The 18,081-nt window shown below is 64.0% G+C and carries 5 protein-coding genes and 1 pseudogene; all 6 read left to right on the top strand.

Features of this window, described 5'->3' with window-relative positions; genetic code table 11:
• Positions 1–223: 223 nt before the first annotated feature.
• Positions 224–376 (top strand): annotated as a pseudogene (locus CKW32_RS22070) (type II secretion system protein GspE); the annotation flags it as partial.
• A 217-nt stretch (positions 377–593) separates the two neighbouring features.
• Positions 594–968, top strand: coding sequence for a hypothetical protein (locus CKW32_RS28915; protein WP_095185997.1), 375 nt, complete (start codon positions 594–596; stop codon positions 966–968).
• Positions 965–2,383 (top strand): type II secretion system ATPase GspE, encoded by a 1,419-nt coding sequence (gspE, locus tag CKW32_RS22060; RefSeq protein WP_032885400.1) that lies wholly within the window; start codon positions 965–967, stop codon positions 2,381–2,383. The genes CKW32_RS28915 and gspE overlap by 4 nt, the downstream gene beginning before the upstream one ends.
• Positions 2,383–3,594 (top strand): type II secretion system inner membrane protein GspF, encoded by a 1,212-nt coding sequence (gene gspF, locus CKW32_RS22055; RefSeq protein ID WP_095185996.1) that lies wholly within the window; start codon positions 2,383–2,385, stop codon positions 3,592–3,594. Before gspE ends, gspF begins: the two co-directional genes overlap by 1 nt.
• A 523-nt stretch (positions 3,595–4,117) precedes the next feature.
• Entirely contained in the window at positions 4,118–5,299 is a 1,182-nt protein-coding gene (locus CKW32_RS22050; RefSeq protein WP_032885398.1) for a substrate-binding domain-containing protein, read from the top strand.
• 184 nt (positions 5,300–5,483) lie between these two features.
• Positions 5,484–17,999 carry a filamentous hemagglutinin family protein gene (locus CKW32_RS22045; protein WP_095185995.1) on the top strand — a complete coding sequence of 4,172 codons (12,516 nt, stop codon included), beginning with the start codon at positions 5,484–5,486 and terminating at the stop codon, positions 17,997–17,999.
• Positions 18,000–18,081 lie beyond the last annotated feature (82 nt).

Raw genomic sequence — 18,081 nt, 5'->3', positions numbered from 1 at the left:
CGGGTGGAGAAGGCGATTCCGGGCGGGCAGCAGCCGGGTCCGAGGGCGGTGATTCGGGCTGTACCGGTAGGTGCACGGCCATGAATCCAAATGAAGATCTGAATGTGGGAGGGGGCTTGCTCCCGATGAGGGTGTGTCAGCCACAGATGTACACACTGACCCACCGCTATCGGGGGCAAGCCCCCTCCCACATTTGGACCGTGCTCGGTCAGGAAGATACCTTGTGAGCCTTCTCCCTTACGCCTGGGCCAAATCCCAACGCATCCTCCTGCGCCCCGGCGAGGACGGCATGTTGCTGACCGTCTGCCCCTCAACCCCCGGCTGGTCGATCAGCGTACTGCAGCGCCAGTTCGGCCAGTCGCGGATTGAACAGGTGGAGAAGGCGATTCCGGGCGGGCAGCAGCCGGGGCCGAGGGCGGTGATTCGGGCTGTACCTGTAGGTGCACGGCCATGAATCCAAATGAAGATTTGAATGTGGGAGGGGGCTTGCTCCCGATGAGGGTGTTTCAGCCACAGATGTACACACTGACCCACCGCTATCGGGGGCAAGCCCCCTCCCACATTTGGACCGTGCTCGGTCAGGAAGATACCTTGTGAGCCTTCTCCCCTACGCCTGGGCCAAATCCCAACGCATCCTCCTGCGCCCCGGCGAGGACGGCATGTTGCTGACCGTCTGCCCCTCAACCCCCGGCTGGTCGATCAGCGAAGTGCAGCGCCAGTTCGGCCAGTCGCGGATTGAGCAGGTGAAGAAGGCGATTCCGAGGGGGGCAGCAGCCGGGGCCGAGGGCGGTGATTCGGGCTGTACCGGTAGGTGCACGGCCATGAATCCAAATGAAGATTTGAATGTGGGAGGGGGCTTGCTCCCGATGAGGGTGTGTCAGCCACAGATGTACACACTGACCCACCGCTATCGGGGGCAAGCCCCCTCCCACATTTGGACCGTGCTCGGTCAGGAAGATACCTTGTGAGCCTTCTCCCTTACGCCTGGGCCAAATCCCAACGCATCCTCCTGCGCCCCGGCGAGGACGGTATGTTGCTGACCGTCTGCCCCTCAACCCCCGGCTGGTCGATCAGCGAAGTGCAGCGCCAGTTCGGCCAGTCGCGGATTGAGCAGATACGCGATGACGAACTCGACGGTCTCCTGGCCAGTGCCTACGCCGACACCGGCAGCGCCGCGGCCGTGGTGGGCGCGGCGGAAAACGAGGTCGACCTCGACCGCCTGATGCAGGACATGCCCGAGATCACCGACCTGCTCGACACCCAGGACGGTGCGCCGGTGATCCGCATGATCAACGCCTTGCTCACCCAGGCAGCGCGGGACGAGGCCAGTGATATTCATATCGAGCCCTATGAAACCCATTCCGTGGTGCGCTACCGCGTCGACGGCACGCTGCGCGATGTGGTGTCTCCACGCAAGGCGCTGCATGGCGCGTTGGTGTCGCGGATCAAGATCATGGCCCAGCTCGACATCGCCGAAAAACGCCTGCCCCAGGACGGGCGCATTGCGTTGCGTGTGGCCGGGCGGCCGATTGATATTCGAGTGTCGACGGTGCCCACCGGGCATGGCGAGCGGGTGGTGATGCGTTTGCTCGACAAGCAGGCCGGGCGTTTGCAGTTGGAGACTCTGGGCATGGAGCCGCAGTTGCTCGCGCGCCTCGATACCTTGATCCGCCAGCCCCACGGCATTGTGCTGGTCACCGGGCCCACCGGCAGTGGCAAGACCACCAGCCTGTACGCGGCGTTGGCGCGGTTGGACGCGAGCACCAGCAATATCCTCACCGTGGAAGACCCGGTGGAATACGACTTGCCGGGCATCAGCCAGATCCAGGTCAACGCCAAGATCGACATGACCTTCGGCCTGGCGCTGCGGGCCATTCTGCGTCAGGACCCGGACATCATCATGATTGGTGAAATCCGCGACTTGGAGACCGCGCAGATCGCCGTGCAGGCCTCGCTCACCGGTCACTTGGTACTCGCCACGTTGCACACCAACGATGCGGTGTCGGCGGTGAACCGCTTGATCGACATGGGCGTCGAGCCGTTCCTGTTGGCGTCGTCATTGCTGGGTGTGTTGGCCCAGCGGTTGGTGCGCCGCCTGTGCCCCCATTGCAAGCAGGAAGATCCTGCCGCGCCGGGCACCTGGCGTCCGGTGGGGTGCTCGCACTGCAACCAGGTCGGTTACAGCGGGCGTACCGGTATCCATGAATTGTTCTGTGTCGACGACGATGTACGCAGCCTGATTCATCAGGGCGCCGGCGAGCAGGATTTGCGCCTGGCCGCGCGGCGGGCCGGGATGTTCAGCATGCGTGAAGACGGTGAGCGCTGGGTGCGCAGCGGCGCCACGGCCCCCGAAGAAATCCTACGCGTGACACGGGACGCCTGATGAATCGCTATCGCTATGAAGCCGCGGATGCCAGCGGCAAAGTCGAGGTCGGGCATGTGGAGGCCGACAGCCAGAGCGCAGCGTTTGCCCACTTGCGCGGGCGGGGTTTGACGGCCTTATTGGTGCAGATCGAAGGCGGCCAGCCAGCGGCGGCGGGCAGTAGCCTGTTCACGCCCAAGCTCTCGGACAACGACTTGGCCTGGGCCACGCGGCAACTGGCGAGCCTGCTCGGCGCCAGCCTGCCGTTGGAGGCGGCGCTGAGTGCCACGGTGGAGCAGGCCGAGAAAAAGCACATCGCCCAGACGTTGGCGGCCGTGCGTGGAGATGTGCGCGGCGGCATGCGCCTGGCGGATGCGTTGGCGGCGCGGCCACGGGATTTTCCGTCGATTTACCGTGCGTTGATTGCGGCGGGGGAGGAGTCCGGTGACTTGGCCCAGGTGATGGAGCGCCTGGCGGACTACATCGAGGAACGCAACAACCTGCGCGGCAAGATTCTCACCGCGTTTATCTACCCCGGTGTGGTGGGGCTGGTGTCCATTGGCATTGTGATTTTTTTGCTCAGTTACGTGGTGCCCCAGGTGGTCAGTGCGTTTTCCCAGGCGCGTCAGGACCTGCCGGGGCTGACGCTGGCGATGCTCAACGCCAGCGACTTTATCCGCGCGTGGGGCTGGCTGTGTTTCGCCGGGATTGTCGGCGGTTTCTGGAGTTGGCGTTTGTACCTGCGCAACCCGGTGGCGCGCTTGAATTGGCACAGTCGTGTGCTGCGCCTGCCGCTGATAGGGCGCTTTGTGCTGGGTCTGAACACGGCGCGGTTTGCCTCGACCCTGGCGATCCTCGGCGGTGCTGGCGTGCCGCTGTTGCGGGCGCTGGAGGCGGCTCGCCAGACCTTGTCCAACGAGCGCCTGAGCCAGTGCGTCAACGACGCCACTGCCAAGGTACGCGAAGGGGTCAACCTGGCGCCGGCGCTGGCGGTGGAGAAAGTCTTTCCGCCGGTATTGATCCACCTGATCGCCAGCGGCGAAAAAACCGGCTCGCTGCCGCCGATGCTCGAACGTGCAGCGCAGACGCTGTCGCGGGATATCGAACGCCGGGCCATGGGCATGACCGCGCTGCTGGAGCCGCTGATGATCGTGGTGATGGGGGCGGTGGTGCTGGTGATTGTGATGGCGGTGCTGTTGCCGATCATCGAGATCAACCAACTCGTTACCTGATCAAACGGCGTGAGCGGGCTTACTGGGGTGAGCGGGCTTGCCCCGCGCTGGGTGGCGAAGCCCCCCCAAAACCTGACACGGCACCCTCTCTGAGACACCGCGTTTTGTCGGGGGGCAGATCCATTGCGTGGAAATCCAGTTCTATTGGGGGGCGAGCGTCCTCCACCACTCAACGCGTTTTTCAGTTGTTTTTTTGGTATCCCGATGTCCGGGTCCCAACCTCGGGTTCCTCATTCCGTCATCTGCCAACGGTTCCTGCCGCCTCCACGGCAGGGCCTCTGAAACCTCGCTGTCACCTGGGCTGAAATCGCTCAGAATCATGACCAAAACACCCGAGAATCTTTTTAAAAATCAAGTGTTTCCTCCCGAGGTTTTTTCCTACATCTGTCATCGGAAACTGCGACTTTCTCTTCCATGGTTTTCACCCCCGGCCACCCCTTTATCACGGCTTGGGACCGAAGCCATGGCGTCATGCAAGAGCCATCTACCCCAAACGTACAAACACGACGAAAGGAGATTCTTCATGTTTAAGCGCAACGTTCTCGCGGTATCCATGACCCTCGCTGCACTGTGCTCGGCCCAGGCTGCAATGGCTGACATCAACGGCGGCGGCGCAACCTTGCCACAGCCGCTGTACCAAACCTCCGGCGTCCTCACCACTGGCTTCGCCGCCTACATCGGCGTGGGCAGCGGCAACGGCAAGGCGGCTTTCCTGAACAACGATTACACCAAGTTCGTGGCGGGCGTGACTAACAAGAACGTGCACTGGGCAGGCAGCGATTCCAAGCTGACGGCTGCTGAGCTGCTGGCTTACCAAACCAACAAACAAGCGACTTGGGGCAAGTTGATCCAGGCGCCTTCGGTGGCCACTTCGGTCGCCATTCCATTCAACAAGGCTGGCGCCAACGCGGTTGATCTGAGCGTCAACCAACTGTGCGGCGTGTTTTCGGGCCGCTTGACCGACTGGAGCCAGATCACTGGTTCGGGTCGCACCGGCGCGATCAAAGTGATCTACCGCAGCGAGTCCAGCGGTACCACCGAACTGTTCACGCGCTTCCTCAACGCCAAGTGCGCTGAGACGCAACCGTTCGCCGTGACCACCACCTTTTCGTCCAGCTACGGTGCAGGCTTGCCTGCTGGCGCAGTGGCCGCTACCGGCAGCCAAGGCGTAATGACCGCGTTGAACGCTCAAGATGGCGCGATCACCTACATGAGCCCGGATTACGCGGCGACCACCTTGGCCGGTCTGGATGACGCCACCAAAGTGGCCAAGATTGGCGGTGTTTCGCCAGCGCCTGCCAACGTTTCCACCGCCATTGGCCAGATCCCTGCGCCAACCGAAGCCCGTGCCGATGGTTCGTTCATCGACGCCACTAACCCGGACAACTGGGTACCGGTATTCGCTGCCACTGCCAGCGGCCCGGCGACGTTCGCCTACCCATCCAGCGGCTACCCGATCCTGGGCTTCACTAACGTGATCTTCAGCCAGTGCTACGCCGACGCCACCCAGACCACCCAGGTCCGTGCGTTCTTCAACCGCCACTACGGCAACCTGATCAACAACGACACCGCCATCAACAACAACCGCTTCGTGCCGCTGCCAGCCAACTGGAAAAAAGCCGTGCGTGACACCTTTGCCACCGCTTCCAGCGCTCAAGGCATCGGTAACACCAGCGTCTGCAACGCCATCGGTCGTCCGCTGTAACCCAGGCTTTCAACGACCCGCAACCCCGATCAGCAACGGCCTGTGCCGTTGCTGATTTTTTTTGCGTTAGCAGCCCTTTATGAACTTTGCATGACAGAAGTTCAGTCCCGCCCCTCGCCAACCGCCTAACCCTCATACGTGAGCCTGTCTTGCTCCTGGCGATTACAAAGAAGGAAGATTCCCGATGGTCCGCTGCAAACCCACGCTCAAGCTGAATGCCCAGGGCTCGCACGCCCAGACTGTGTTGCGCCTCAAGCCTCTGGCTCAGGTCATTGCCTTGTTGGTGGTGGCGGGCAATGCCCATGCGGCGACTGCGTTCAGCCCAGCGTGGTTCGCGGCCAAGGGGGCGACCCAGGCGACGACGGCGGCGCGGATCAATGCGGGGCAGATGCCGTCGGTGCCGACGCTGAACCAGCAGGCGCGGGTCAACCAGCAGTTGGCGCGGTCCATCAGCACGCTCAACACCACGGTCGCGGCGATTGCGGCGCAGCAGGCGGCGCAGGCGGCCGGTCGGCAGGCGGCGTTCGGTCAGGTCTCGACGATTCCCGACGGCCTCGGCAAGGGCGGCTTGCAGGTGGACAACAGCCTGACCCAGGGCTGGACCAATGCCAAGGCGCCGACCCAGACCCAGGCGGGCGGCAAGACCACGGTGAGCATTGAGCAGACCGCCGACAAGGCGATCCTCAATTGGGAGACGTTCAACGTCGGTCGTAACACCACGGTGGATTTCCAGCAGCAGTCCACCTGGGCAGTGCTCAACCGCGTCAATGACCCTGAGGCACGCCCCAGCGAAATCCAGGGCAAGATTCAGGGCGCGGGCACGGTGATGATCATGAACCGTAACGGCGTGGTCTTCAGTGGCACCAGCCAGGTCAATGTGCGCAACCTGGTGGCGGCTGCCGCGACGATCACCGATGACCAGTTCATCCAGCGCGGCCTTTATGTCGACACCAATGGCACTCAACCGACGTTCACCGACGCGGCGGGCAAGGTCGAGGTGCAGCGCGGTGCGTTGATCCAGACCCACAACGCCGCCACCTCCACCGACGCGGGCGGCTATGCCTTGCTGCTCGGCACCGAAGTGGAAAACGCCGGCACGATCATCACCGCCAAGGGCCAGACCACCCTGGCGGCCGGTGACAGCTTTTATATTCGCAAAGGGGTGGGCACGGCGGGCAACGAGCGTTCCACCACCCGTGGCAATGAAGTCGCCGCCAGCCTCAAGCCGGGCAGCAGCGCAGGCAAGGTGATCAACAACGGCCTGATCATGGCCTCCACCGGCGACGTCACTCTGACCGGGCACCAGGTTCAGCAAAACGGCGTGGTCCTGGCCAGCACTTCGGTGGACACCCGCGGCTCCATTCACTTGCTCAACTCGGCCAGCGACACCGGCGGCAGCGTCACCCTGGGGGAGGGCAGCACCACTGCAATCCTGTTGGACGCCAGTGGCAGCACCGCCCTCAACAGCCAGAAAGACAACGGCCTGATCAAGCTCGACGGCACGCCGGCCAACCTGATCACGGCGCAGTTCAACCACCTCAGCGCCGTGGCCGACCGCACTGACCAGTCGCGTATCGAGATCGTCAGCGGTGGCACCGTGGACTTCCAGAAAGGCTCGATCACCCTCGCCACCGGCGGCCAGGTGGCGGTCAGCGCCGGTCAACGCAGCCTGGTGCGCGATGGGGCGATGATCGACGTGTCGGGCGCCGTGGGCGTCAAGGTGTCGATGGAAGCCAACAACATCAAGATCAACGTACAGGGCAACGAGCAGCGGGATGCGGCGATCAACCGCGACAATGGGCAACTGATCAATAACGACGTGTGGGTCGACTTACGCGACCTGGTGTTTGTCCCGGCCGGCACCAACGGCTACGCCACCGATCGCTGGTACACCGCCGGTGGTCTGCTGGAAGTCGGCGGTTACCTCGGCACCCAGGGCCATTCGGTGGGCGAATGGATGGCCCAGGGCGGCACCGTGACCTTTACCGGCAAAGATGTCGTGACCCAGCAAGGCGCGCAGATCAACTTGTCGGGCGGCACCGTGGATGTGCAAGGGGGCTATATCCGGCAAACCTGGCTCAAGGGCCCGGATCGACGGTTGTACGAGTTGTCCAAAGCACCCGGCGACATTCTTTATTCCGGTATCTACAAGGGCTATGAAGACACCAGTGTTCGCTGGGGCCAGACCGAGTACTACTACAACCCGATGATTGCTCCGCAGGGCCGTAACGAGGCCGGTTATACCGTGGGCCGTGACGCCGGCAAGCTGGTGGTCAGCACCGCCAGCGCAGTGCTGGAAGGCCAGATGATCAGCGCGGTGTTCCAGGGTGATCGCCAGACCCAGGCGCCGAACATCAACCTGGACGGTTACCAGCAATCCCAAAAAGCCATGGCCCAGCTCGCGCAGTTGATCATTGGCCAGTACATGCCGATCTACAACAAGACCACCGGCACCTTGCGCTACGCCTTGGGGGCGAACGCCGACGAGGTGTCGATCGAAGGCAGCCTGGAAAAAATCGCCGATGGCCTGGACCTCGCCACCGCGTTGCCCCAGGACCGCCAGGGCAAAATCCTGCTCGACAGCGAGCAGCTCAGTGGCAACCCGTTGGGCGCGATCAAGGTCGCGGCCAGGCAGCAGGTGACCGTCAATGGCGCGCTCAGCGTGGCCGACGGCGGCGACATCACCCTGTTCGGGCCGAGGGTTGATATCAACGCCAACCTGACAGCCCTGGGTGGCAGCATCAATGCGGGCAACATCCTCAGCCAGGTCAACCCGCTGAAAGCGGGCGAGGTCGAAGACACGACCCTGGCCGGTGGTTCGAGTGTGAGTGTCGCGGCCGGCGTCAAGCTCGATGCCCGTGGCCGCTGGAACAACCTACTGCTCGACCCGACCAACAGCACCGGCGTGGCGTATGTCAACGGCGGCAAGGTCTCGTTGCGCAGTTCGAACAACGTCAACCTGGCGGCCGGCAGTGTGGTGGATGTGTCCTCCGGTGCGACCCTCGGCGTCGACGGCAAGCTCACCGGCGGCAAGGGCGGCAGTGTGACCCTGGGCGCCCTCGGCGCCTTGGCGTTGGAGGGCGAGGTGCGCGGCTTTGGCGTGAGTGGCGGCGGCACCCTGGCCTTGCAGGCACGCAAGGTGCAGATCGGCAACAGCGCGGCTGCGGTGGACAGCGACACCCTGAAACTGGCTGGCGACTTCTTCAATAAGGGTTTTTCGGCCTACGACATCACCGGCAACGAAGGGCTGATCGTCACCGACGGTACGCAAGTGGATGTGAGCCTGCCGACCTATCGTTTGGGCGCCCAAGCGTCCACCACGCCAACGGGCAGCGATCCCGGCACGGCCTTGGAGCAATGGACGCCGCCGCTGTACCAGGAGGACGCGACCAAGGGCGTGCTGACCCAACGCCGTGGCGCCGGTTTGAGCCTCACCGCCGGTACGGTCTACGCCACGGCTGCGCAACTGGCGAGCACAGCCCTGACGGTGGGCCACGGCGCCGTGATCAACGTCGATCCCGGCCAGGCCATCAAGCTGCGCAGCATCGGCCAATTGACCCTGGACGGAACGCTCAATGCCTGGGGCGGCAGTGTCAGCCTGGGCGGTGTGACCACCGGCGCCTCGGAGGCGGTGAACGCCATCGGCCATGACCGCTCGATCTGGATTGGCGAACAGGCGTTGATCGACGTGGCGGCGCGGGCGGCCACGGCGGTGGACTACCGTGGCCGCACTTACGGCGTGGTGCGCGACGGCGGCACTATCAACATTGGCGGCTCGCTTGACCTGAACACCGGCCTTGCCACAGCCAGCGACGTGTTCGTGGTCGTGCGCGACGGTGCGCGCCTGGACGCGTCCGGCACCCAGGCTTTGCTGAATATTCCAGGGCAGGGCGCGGTGCAGGTCGCCAGTAACGGCGGCAGCATCAGCCTGGCCTCCAACAATGGCCTGTACCTGGATGGCAGCCTGGTCGCCAAGGCCGGTGGCGCCGGCGCGGCGGGCGGTAGCCTTAACCTGGCGCTGGAGAGCCCGTATTACCAGAAAGCCGGGGTCACCGATCGGGTGCTCAAGGTCCGTGACCTGGTGTTGAGCCAGGTGCACCAACCGACCGCGCTGGGCGAAAGCCTGGAGTACGGGCATGGCCGCCTGGGCGTGGATCAAGTCACTGCTGGCGGCTTCGATAACCTCGCGCTGTTGAGCAATGGCTTATTGAGCTTTGACGGTGATGTGAGCCTGGACATGGGCCAGAGCCTGCGTTTTTACAGCCGTGGTTATGGCCTCAGTGAAAACGCGGCAGGCAACTCACGTATCAACCTGACGGCGCCGCACCTGTTGCTGGCGGGCTACCTTGCGCCTCCCGAGACAGGCAAGGATTTATACGTGCGTCCGGTGCCGGTGTTGCCGGCGCCATCCCAGCGTGCAACCGAGGCGCAGTTCAATGCCGACGGCGACCTGGTGGAAGTGCGCGGTAATGTGATCTTCGGCAATCGCAGCAGCCTCTACGGCGCCGACAATAGCCTGGCGAGCCTTGAGCGCCGTGGCTTCGATCAGGTCAACCTGACCAGCCAGGGCGATTTGCGATTTCTGGTGGGCGCCTCCGCGAACGACATCATCACCGGTGTCAGTACCCAGTTACTGACCCAGGGCGACATGACCCTGCGGGCGGCGCAGGTGTACCCGAGCACGGAAGTCAGTGCCCGTGTCATCGCCGGTTACCTGGGCGAGTCATCGGCTGTGCAGGGCCTGACGTTTGACCCTTTACGCACGTTGACCATTGGCCGCGTCGGCAGCACGGACGCGCCCCTGCCGTATTCGGCGTTCGGACGCCTGCAACTGGGCGCTGCCACCGTCAAGCAAGGCGGTGTGGTGCGCGCGCCATTGGGCCTGATCGATATCGGCAGCATGGGTAGCAGCCAGGTGCAATTGCTGCCGGGCAGCGTCACCTCGGTGAGCGGCAAGGGCCTGGTGTTGCCCTATGGCGGCACGCTGGACGGGCAGGTTTACAAGTACAACGGCAAGACGGTGACATTCCTCGGCCAAGGCGGGCTGGCCAATACCAACAGCGACTTGAGCGTGGGCGTCATTCTGGGCGGCCAGTCGGTTGCGGTGCAGCCGGATGCCATCCTGGACCTGTCGGGCGGTGGCGAGTTACTCGGCGCCGGGTTTGTTTCCGGGCGCGGCGGCTCCACGGATGCGCGTTACAACCCGCTGGTGCAATTTGGTGCCAACGGCGGGTTTGTGTTGCCGGGGCTGTCCACCAACCCGATCTACGCCATCGTGCCGGGCGTGCAACCCGGCGTAGCGCCGGTGGCTGCGGAGGGCGGTGCCGTGGCGCCGCTGGTTGGCCAGCAGGTCACCATCGGCGCGGGTGTGCCAGGGTTGCCGGCGGGCACCTATACCTTGATGCCGTCGACGTATGCCTTGATGCCCGGCGCCTATCGCGTGGAGATCAATGGCCTGGCCGGAGTCGGCAGCGACGCCGCGACCACCTTGATGCGCAATGGCTCGTGGGCCACGGCCGGGCAGCTGTCGATTGCCCACACCGGGATCCGCAACAGCATTGCCAGCCAGTTGATCCTGACTTCGGCGGACACCCTGCGCCGTTATTCCCAATACAACGAAACCAGTTACGCCCAATTCGCCAAAGCCGATGCGGCCAGGTTAGGCGTACCGCGCCCCATGCTGGAAGCCGACGCCAAGACCCTGAAACTGGCACTGCGCCCCGGCCAGGGGGCCGACGCATTCTCCTTCGAGGGTATCGGACGTTTTGATGCCGCGACGGGAGGCTATGGCGGTACGGTAGCGGTACTGGACCCTGGCAAGCTCGGCATTGAAGTGATCGCGGCTGACGCTTCGGCTACCGCCGGTTTTTCCGGCATTACGCTTAAAGCCGACACCCTCAATGCCATCGGTGCTTCACGGCTGATGGTGGGGGGCATGACCATGGTGGAGTATGGCCAGTCGGGCAACTTCATAAGCCTGGCATCGGGTGTGAATGCCGCCGATAGCAACGTGACTTTACGTGCGGGCGCCACGCTTGCCGCGCCTGAAGTGTTCCTGGTGAGCAACACCGGCGCCATCGTGGTAGAGCAGGGCGCTTCGATCAACACTCTGGGGCGCGGTGCCGCCAGCTACGACGCCCGCGACGGTTTTATCTACCAAGTTGCCAATATGCTGGCGGTGTCCAACGGTTTGCTGAACGTGGTGAGTGCCCCTCAAGTCGGCGGTGTGACCAGCGGTGGTATCAACATCGGCGCATGCAGCACGAGCGTCTGCACCGGCCAGACCGGGTTGTATTCCGATGGCAGCATCGTGGCCCTGACCGACAGCACCTTCCAACTGGGCGACCAGGTGCGCTATGGCACTCGTCACCTCAACCTGGGCGTGAGCACCATCAACCTGGGCAGCGTCGAAGCCCTCGCCGCGGCGGCTGCCGCAAACCGCTTGCCAGCCGGCCTGACCCTGAACCAGGCGCTGCTCGACCGCCTGCTGCGCGGCGACACGCAATTAGGCGCACCGGTCCTGGAGACCCTGCAGTTGTCGGCGCGTGACGGTTTTAACTTCTACGGCAGCGCCAGCCTCGACACCTATGACCCGCTGACCGGCAAGTCGCTGCTGAGCAACCTGATGCTGTCCACCCCGTCCATCTATGGCGCCGGTGGTGCCAGTGATGTCGCGACCATTCACACCGCTAACCTGATTTGGCTGGGTGCTACCAACGCTCCCGGCGCGGTGGTGGCAGGCGGCGCAGGCACTGGCAGTGGGCGCCTGGATATCAATGCCGAGCGCATCGAGTTTGGCTATGGCGAATTTGGCCAGCCCAGCACTGTAAAAAGCTTCGACCGCCTGGCCCTGGGCTTTGCCAACGTTGCTCTCAACGCCAGCGAGCGCATCACCGCCAACCACAAGGGCAGCTTGTCGGTGTACCAGCGCCAGGGCGCCTATGACCCGGTCAGCGGCTTCCAGTACAGCGGCGGCAACTTGACCATTCGCACCCCGCTGATGACCGGTGAGGCCGGCTCGGTGAACACGATCAAAGCCGGCGGTGCGATCGATATCGGCGCCTCGGCAGGCCCTCGTGGCAACGCCAGCGGCCAGGGTGCCGCACTGTCCCTGCAAGGCGACAGCATCCGCGTGGCCAGTGCGGTGGTGTTGCCCAGCGGTAAAGTCAGCCTCAGTGCCCGTGGCGATGTGGTGTTGACCGACGACGCGCTGATTGACGTGGCCGGTCGTGGGATCACCTTCAACGATGTGACCCAGTACGGGTGGGGCGGCGATGTGCTGCTCGACAGCCGCAGCGGCAATATCCTGCAGGCGGCGGGCTCGACCATCGACCTGTCCGCCAAGCACAACCAAGCCGGCAAGTTGCGTGCGGTGGCCACGGATGCGGCGGGTGGAATCGTCGATCTGCAGGGCAAGATCCTCGGCAGCAGCAGTGGTTACTACAACGCCGGTGGCACCTCTATGCCGCAACCAGCCGGAACCGTGGAGATCCAGGCGCAGCGCCTGGGCAGCAGCGGCTCCCTGGACCAGCAGTTTGCCGACCTCAACCAACGCCTGAACCAGGGCGAAGTCTTCGGTGCGCGCAGCTTTCAGCTCAAGCAGGGCGACCTGACCATCGGCAATGGGCTCAAGGCCGGCACCGTCAGCGTGTCCGTGGACAACGGCAGCCTGCGCGTGACCGGCCTGGTGGACGCCAGCGGTGAGCGCGTCGGCAGTATCAACCTGGCCGGCAAGAACGGCCTGACCCTGGACAGCACAGCCGTTCTCGACGCTCACGGCAGCAAGCTGCGCGTGGACAGCTACGGCAAGATCATCGACTCGCCGAACCGCGCCACGGTGGTGCTGGGCTCCGGCAGCGGCCAACTGACCCTCGCCGATGGCGTACGCATCGACCTGCGCCACGGTACCGGCGCGGCTGCTGGTAATGACGGACGCAATCGCGGCACCCTGGAACTGAATGCACCACGGTTGGCAGGCAATGACGTGGCGATCGACGCCAGTGGACGCTTGATCATTCAGGGCGCGCGCTCGATCACCCTCAACGGCATGGCGACCTACGACGATGCACCCGAAAAAAGCGATCCGACCGCCAGTGGCAGGCCGTATCAGGAAATCACCCAAGGTTATCTGGATGCAAAACACGCCTTGAGCGAGGCCTTCATCAATGCCGCCCTGCTCAATACGAACTTGCTGGATAACAAGCTCGCCGGCTTGAATAACGCGACCTACGCCGACGCCTTCCACCTGCGCCCCGGTGTGGAAATCGTCAGCAAGACCCCGGACGGCGACCTGGTGGTGCAGGGCGACCTGGACTTGTCCGGTTATCGCTATGCCAGCCTCAACCCCAACAGCCAGAAGAACAATGCCGTCTACGGCTCCGGCGAGTCCGGCAGCCTGACGCTGCGCGCCGGTGGGGACTTGAATATCTACGGCAGCATCAACGATGGCTTCGCCAAACCGCCGGTGTCCGAGGATGACAAAGGCTGGGTGCTGCTGCCCGGTGTGGACTTCAGCGGCGGCACCATCGTGGTGCCGGGCAACGGTGTGACCCTGGCAGACGGTACGGCCTTCCCGGCGGGCAGCACGCTCAACTACGACCTGCCGATCAAAGGCCTGACGGTCGCCGCCGGCACCCGTTTGCCAGTGGCCGCGACCTTGGGCCAGGACCTGCTTCTGCCGGCGGGCAGCGTATTGGCGGCGGACGTGCGTGATGCCGGGGGCAACCTGTTGTTTGCCGCCGGTACGTTGCTCGCCGAGGCGCACACCCTGGTGGCGGGCACGCAATTGGGCGCCGGGACACTGTTGACCCAAGGCACCCGTCTGCAAGACATGATCTGGCCCAAAGGTGTACCGCTGCCGACGGTGCACGGGGCTAACCTGGCCAATAACATCGTGCAACTGAGTGGCAGCAAAGCCCTGCCGAAGGGCGCGCTGATCCCCGCCGGCACCGATGTGAAGTTGCCCAACGGGGCTGCCTCGGTGCAGTTGCGGGTTGGGGTGTCTGGCGACGCCGGTCAGGTGTGGGCCATCTCGCCGATGCTGGCCGAAGGCACCCAATCGTGGTCGTTGCGCCTGGTGGCGGGTGCCGACACCGAGGCCGCGGACAGCCGTCTGCTGCAAGCCCATCCGCGCAGCGGCGATATTCACCTGGCCGACAATCACTACGGTATGTATGCCAAGGAATTGCCGAGCAAAGGCGTTCAGACCTGGACGGCCGAAGCGGTGGCGGTGCTGACCGAGGCTGGGTTGGACATCAAAGAGGGCGACCCCATCGACCAGCAATTGCTCGATGACTTGAGCCTGGGGTCGATCGAGGATTTCTGCGCCGGCGCGCCGGAGTATTGCGCGATCAAAGTGACCTACGTGTGGACGCAGCAAGCGGCTGACGATCTGTTGAACCAGTCCGGTGTGATCATCCCCGTGGGCGCGGTGATCACCAATGAGTTCCTCGCCAGCCTGGAGCTGCCTACGGTGGATGAAGTCTGCGCCCTGGCTCCCGAATATTGCGCGGCCCAGAGCACGACTGAATACGGGGCGACGCCTTCGAGTACACGCTTCAGTGTGATCCGCACCGGCCGCGGCGACCTGGAGTTGTTGAGTGCGGGCAACCTGAGCATGGATTCGCTGTACGGCGTGTACACCGCCGGTACTTCATCGACCGGCACGTTTGCGGGTGACCCGTACAACCAGCCCAACGCTCAACCGTCCGGCGCTGTGCTGAACGATCCGGGAAGCTACTTTGAGCAATTCGTCAACGGCTCACCCACCAGCCGCTACCGGGCCTGGTACCCGGAGGCCGGGGGCAATCTGACCCTGAATGTCGGCGGTGACCTGACCGGTAATATCACCAGCACTGCGACCAGCAATGCGCGTCCCAACCCCAAGGACGCCGGGGTGGACTCGGCCGCAGTCGGCAACTGGCTGTGGCGCCAGGGCAGTGGTGACGTGGCCACGGGCGGGCAAGCTCAACCCACCGCCTGGTGGATCAATTTCGGCAGTTACACCGCGACCACGGCGGCGGACAAAATGCTTGGCTTCACCGGCTTCGGCACCTTGGGTGGCGGCAATCTGGACGTGAACGTGGTCGGTGATGCCGGGGTCTTGGATACCTTGGGCTATGGCTTCAACAACACCACTGTAAACCCCCACAGTCAGGGCCTGGCCCTGGCGGTCGGCAGCACGGGGCGGATCGCCAGCGATGGCACCCAGCAGTTGACCGGCGGCGGCGATTTGCGCGTGCGCATCGGTGGGGTGCTGAACCCGGCCAGCGTGGCCGCGACTGCGGACCATCGTGATGGTGTGCTGGTCAACCTGCGCGGCGATGTGCAACTGCGCAGCACCAGCGTGGGCAGCGTCGACATGCTCTACGGCAGCATTGCTCCCACCCAGAGCCCGGGCGAAACCCGCGCGTTCGACCCATTGGTCGCGACCCGTGGCGTTGCCCGTGGTGGCATGACCCTGGTGCCGGGTGATGCCACGTTCAACCTGCAGACCCTGGGCGACTTGGTGGTGCAAAACGTCGAAGACCCGGGCCGGGTACAGCTTTCGCACGTATCACCCTTTGCCCAAGGCGCGAAAGTCGGCAGCGGTTCAAGCTGGTTTACGTTGTGGACCAAAGACACCGCGATTGATCTGTTTTCACTGGGCGGCAACCTCACACCCTTCACCCGCTCCGAAGCGACGGCCGACCTGGCGGTGGTCTACCCGTCCATCCTTAACGCTACCGCAGCGGGCGGCAGCCTGTATTACGGTAAAGCCGCGCAGACGCAGACCAACGGTGACAGCGCCTACAGTTATCCCTTGCTGTTGGCGCCTGGGGAAAACGGCCAGTTGCAGTTCCTCGCCCAAGACTCGATCTACGCCGGCGGCATGCCGGTTAGCCAGTCCGGCACGGCGAACAGTGCTATGGCGACGCCGTGGAATCCTGCGTACCAAGGCCGGGTTGGCAACGCCGTGGTCGCCAGCAACCTGTCGGTCACGGGTAACGCGGGCAACCTCTCATTGTTCGCATTCGGGTCTGGCACCACAGCCGCTTCATCTGCGGGCAGTGCTGAACCGGCGCGGTTTTATGCGATGGACGGCGACCTTGTCGGGGTGAGCAGTGGTCGGATAATCACGTTCCAGAAGACACCCGGGTCAGTGCATGAAGGTGAGACCTGGTATGAAGGGAATGGCGCGGTCCGCATGATGGCCGGGCGGGATATCGTCAGCAGTGGTCGTACTTTTGGCACTGATGGTTTTACCGTCGCGTCGCCAAGCGACAATCTGTTCATTCATAAAAACACGCAGGACATCTCCATCGTGTCTGCCGGGCGCGACATTCTCTACAGCAACTTCCAGGTAGCCGGCCCCGGCCTGCTGGAAGTCTCGGCCGGGCGCAATATCCTGCTGACAGGCACGGGCGGCGAGCACAGCGTGACCAGCCTCGGCGCGGTGTTGCCGGGCGACAACCGCCCTGGCGCGAGCATCGTCATGCAGGCCGGTGTCGGCGCCACCGGACCGGATTACCAACGGTTCGTCGAGAGCTACCTGAACCCGCTCAACCAGGCACAAACGGGCGAGTCCTTGCAGGGCGGCAAAGTGGCCAAGACCTATGAGGACGAACTGGCCACCTGGCTGGCCGAGCGCTTCGGGTTTGCCGGCGACAGCGAGCAGGCCCGCGCTTACTACGCTGCATTACCCGCTGAGCAACAACGGGTGTTTGCCCGTGACGTGTATTTTGCCGAACTCAAGGCCGCTGGCCGCGAGTACAACCAGGACGGCGGCGTCCGCGAGGGCAGCTACCTGCGTGGCCGTGCGGCGATCGCGGCGTTGTTCCCGACCAGGGACGTGGCCGGCAACCCGATCACTTACCAGGGCGACATCACACTGTTCAACGGCTCGGGCGTGCACACCAATGCCGGTGGGTCGATCCAGATGCTCACCCCCGGCGGCGGCCAGACCTTCGGCATCGAAGGCGCGGCGCCACCGTCCACGGCGGGTGTGATCACCCAGGGTGCCGGTGACATTCAGCTGTATTCCATGGGCAGCATCCTATTGGGGCAGAGCCGCATCATGACCACCTTTGGCGGCTCGATCATGGGGTGGACCGCCGAGGGCGACATCAACGCCGGTCGCGGCTCCAAGACCACCGTGGTGTACACACCGCCCAAGCGTGTCTATGACAACTGGGGCAACGTGGGCCTGTCGCCGTCGGTGCCAAGTACGGGGGCGGGGATTGCCACGCTGAACCCGATCCCGGAAGTACCGGCGGGAGACATCGACCTGATCGCGCCGTTGGGCACCATCGACGCGGGCGAGGCGGGGATTCGGGTGTCGGGTAACGTCAACATCGCGGCTTTGCGGGTGGTGAACGCGGCGAATATCCAGTCCCAGGGCAAATCGTCTGGGGTGCCTGTAACGGCCTCTGTCAATACCGGCGCCATGAGCTCGGCCAGCGCGGCGGGGGCAGCGGCCTCCCAGGCGGCGGAAGATGCGGCGCGCAGTCAGCAGGCGGCTGCCAAGCAGGGCAGGGCTTCGATCGTGACGGTGGAAGTGCTCGGGTTTGGGACTGAGCCGGTGCAGCGTGGGGTTGAAGAGGGGCAGAAGACGTCGGGGTATAACCCCAACAGCCCGGTGCAGGTGCTGGGCGCGGGGCCGCTGAGTGAACAGGCGCGGGCGCGGTTGACGGACGAGGAGAGGAAGCAGATTTCGTTGTAGTTGGGTTGGTAGGGCCTCTCGTTGGACTTTTGGGGTGATCTTTGATTGCCCCGTTTTTTTTTGCTCGTGTACATATCCGTTA

Origin of the sequence: Pseudomonas sp. Irchel 3H9 (assembly GCF_900187495.1) — a bacterium.
Classification (GTDB): domain Bacteria; phylum Pseudomonadota; class Gammaproteobacteria; order Pseudomonadales; family Pseudomonadaceae; genus Aquipseudomonas; species Aquipseudomonas sivasensis.
The sequence above is the reverse complement of the archived record's forward strand: the minus strand, read 5'-3'. Positions and strand labels throughout refer to the sequence as shown.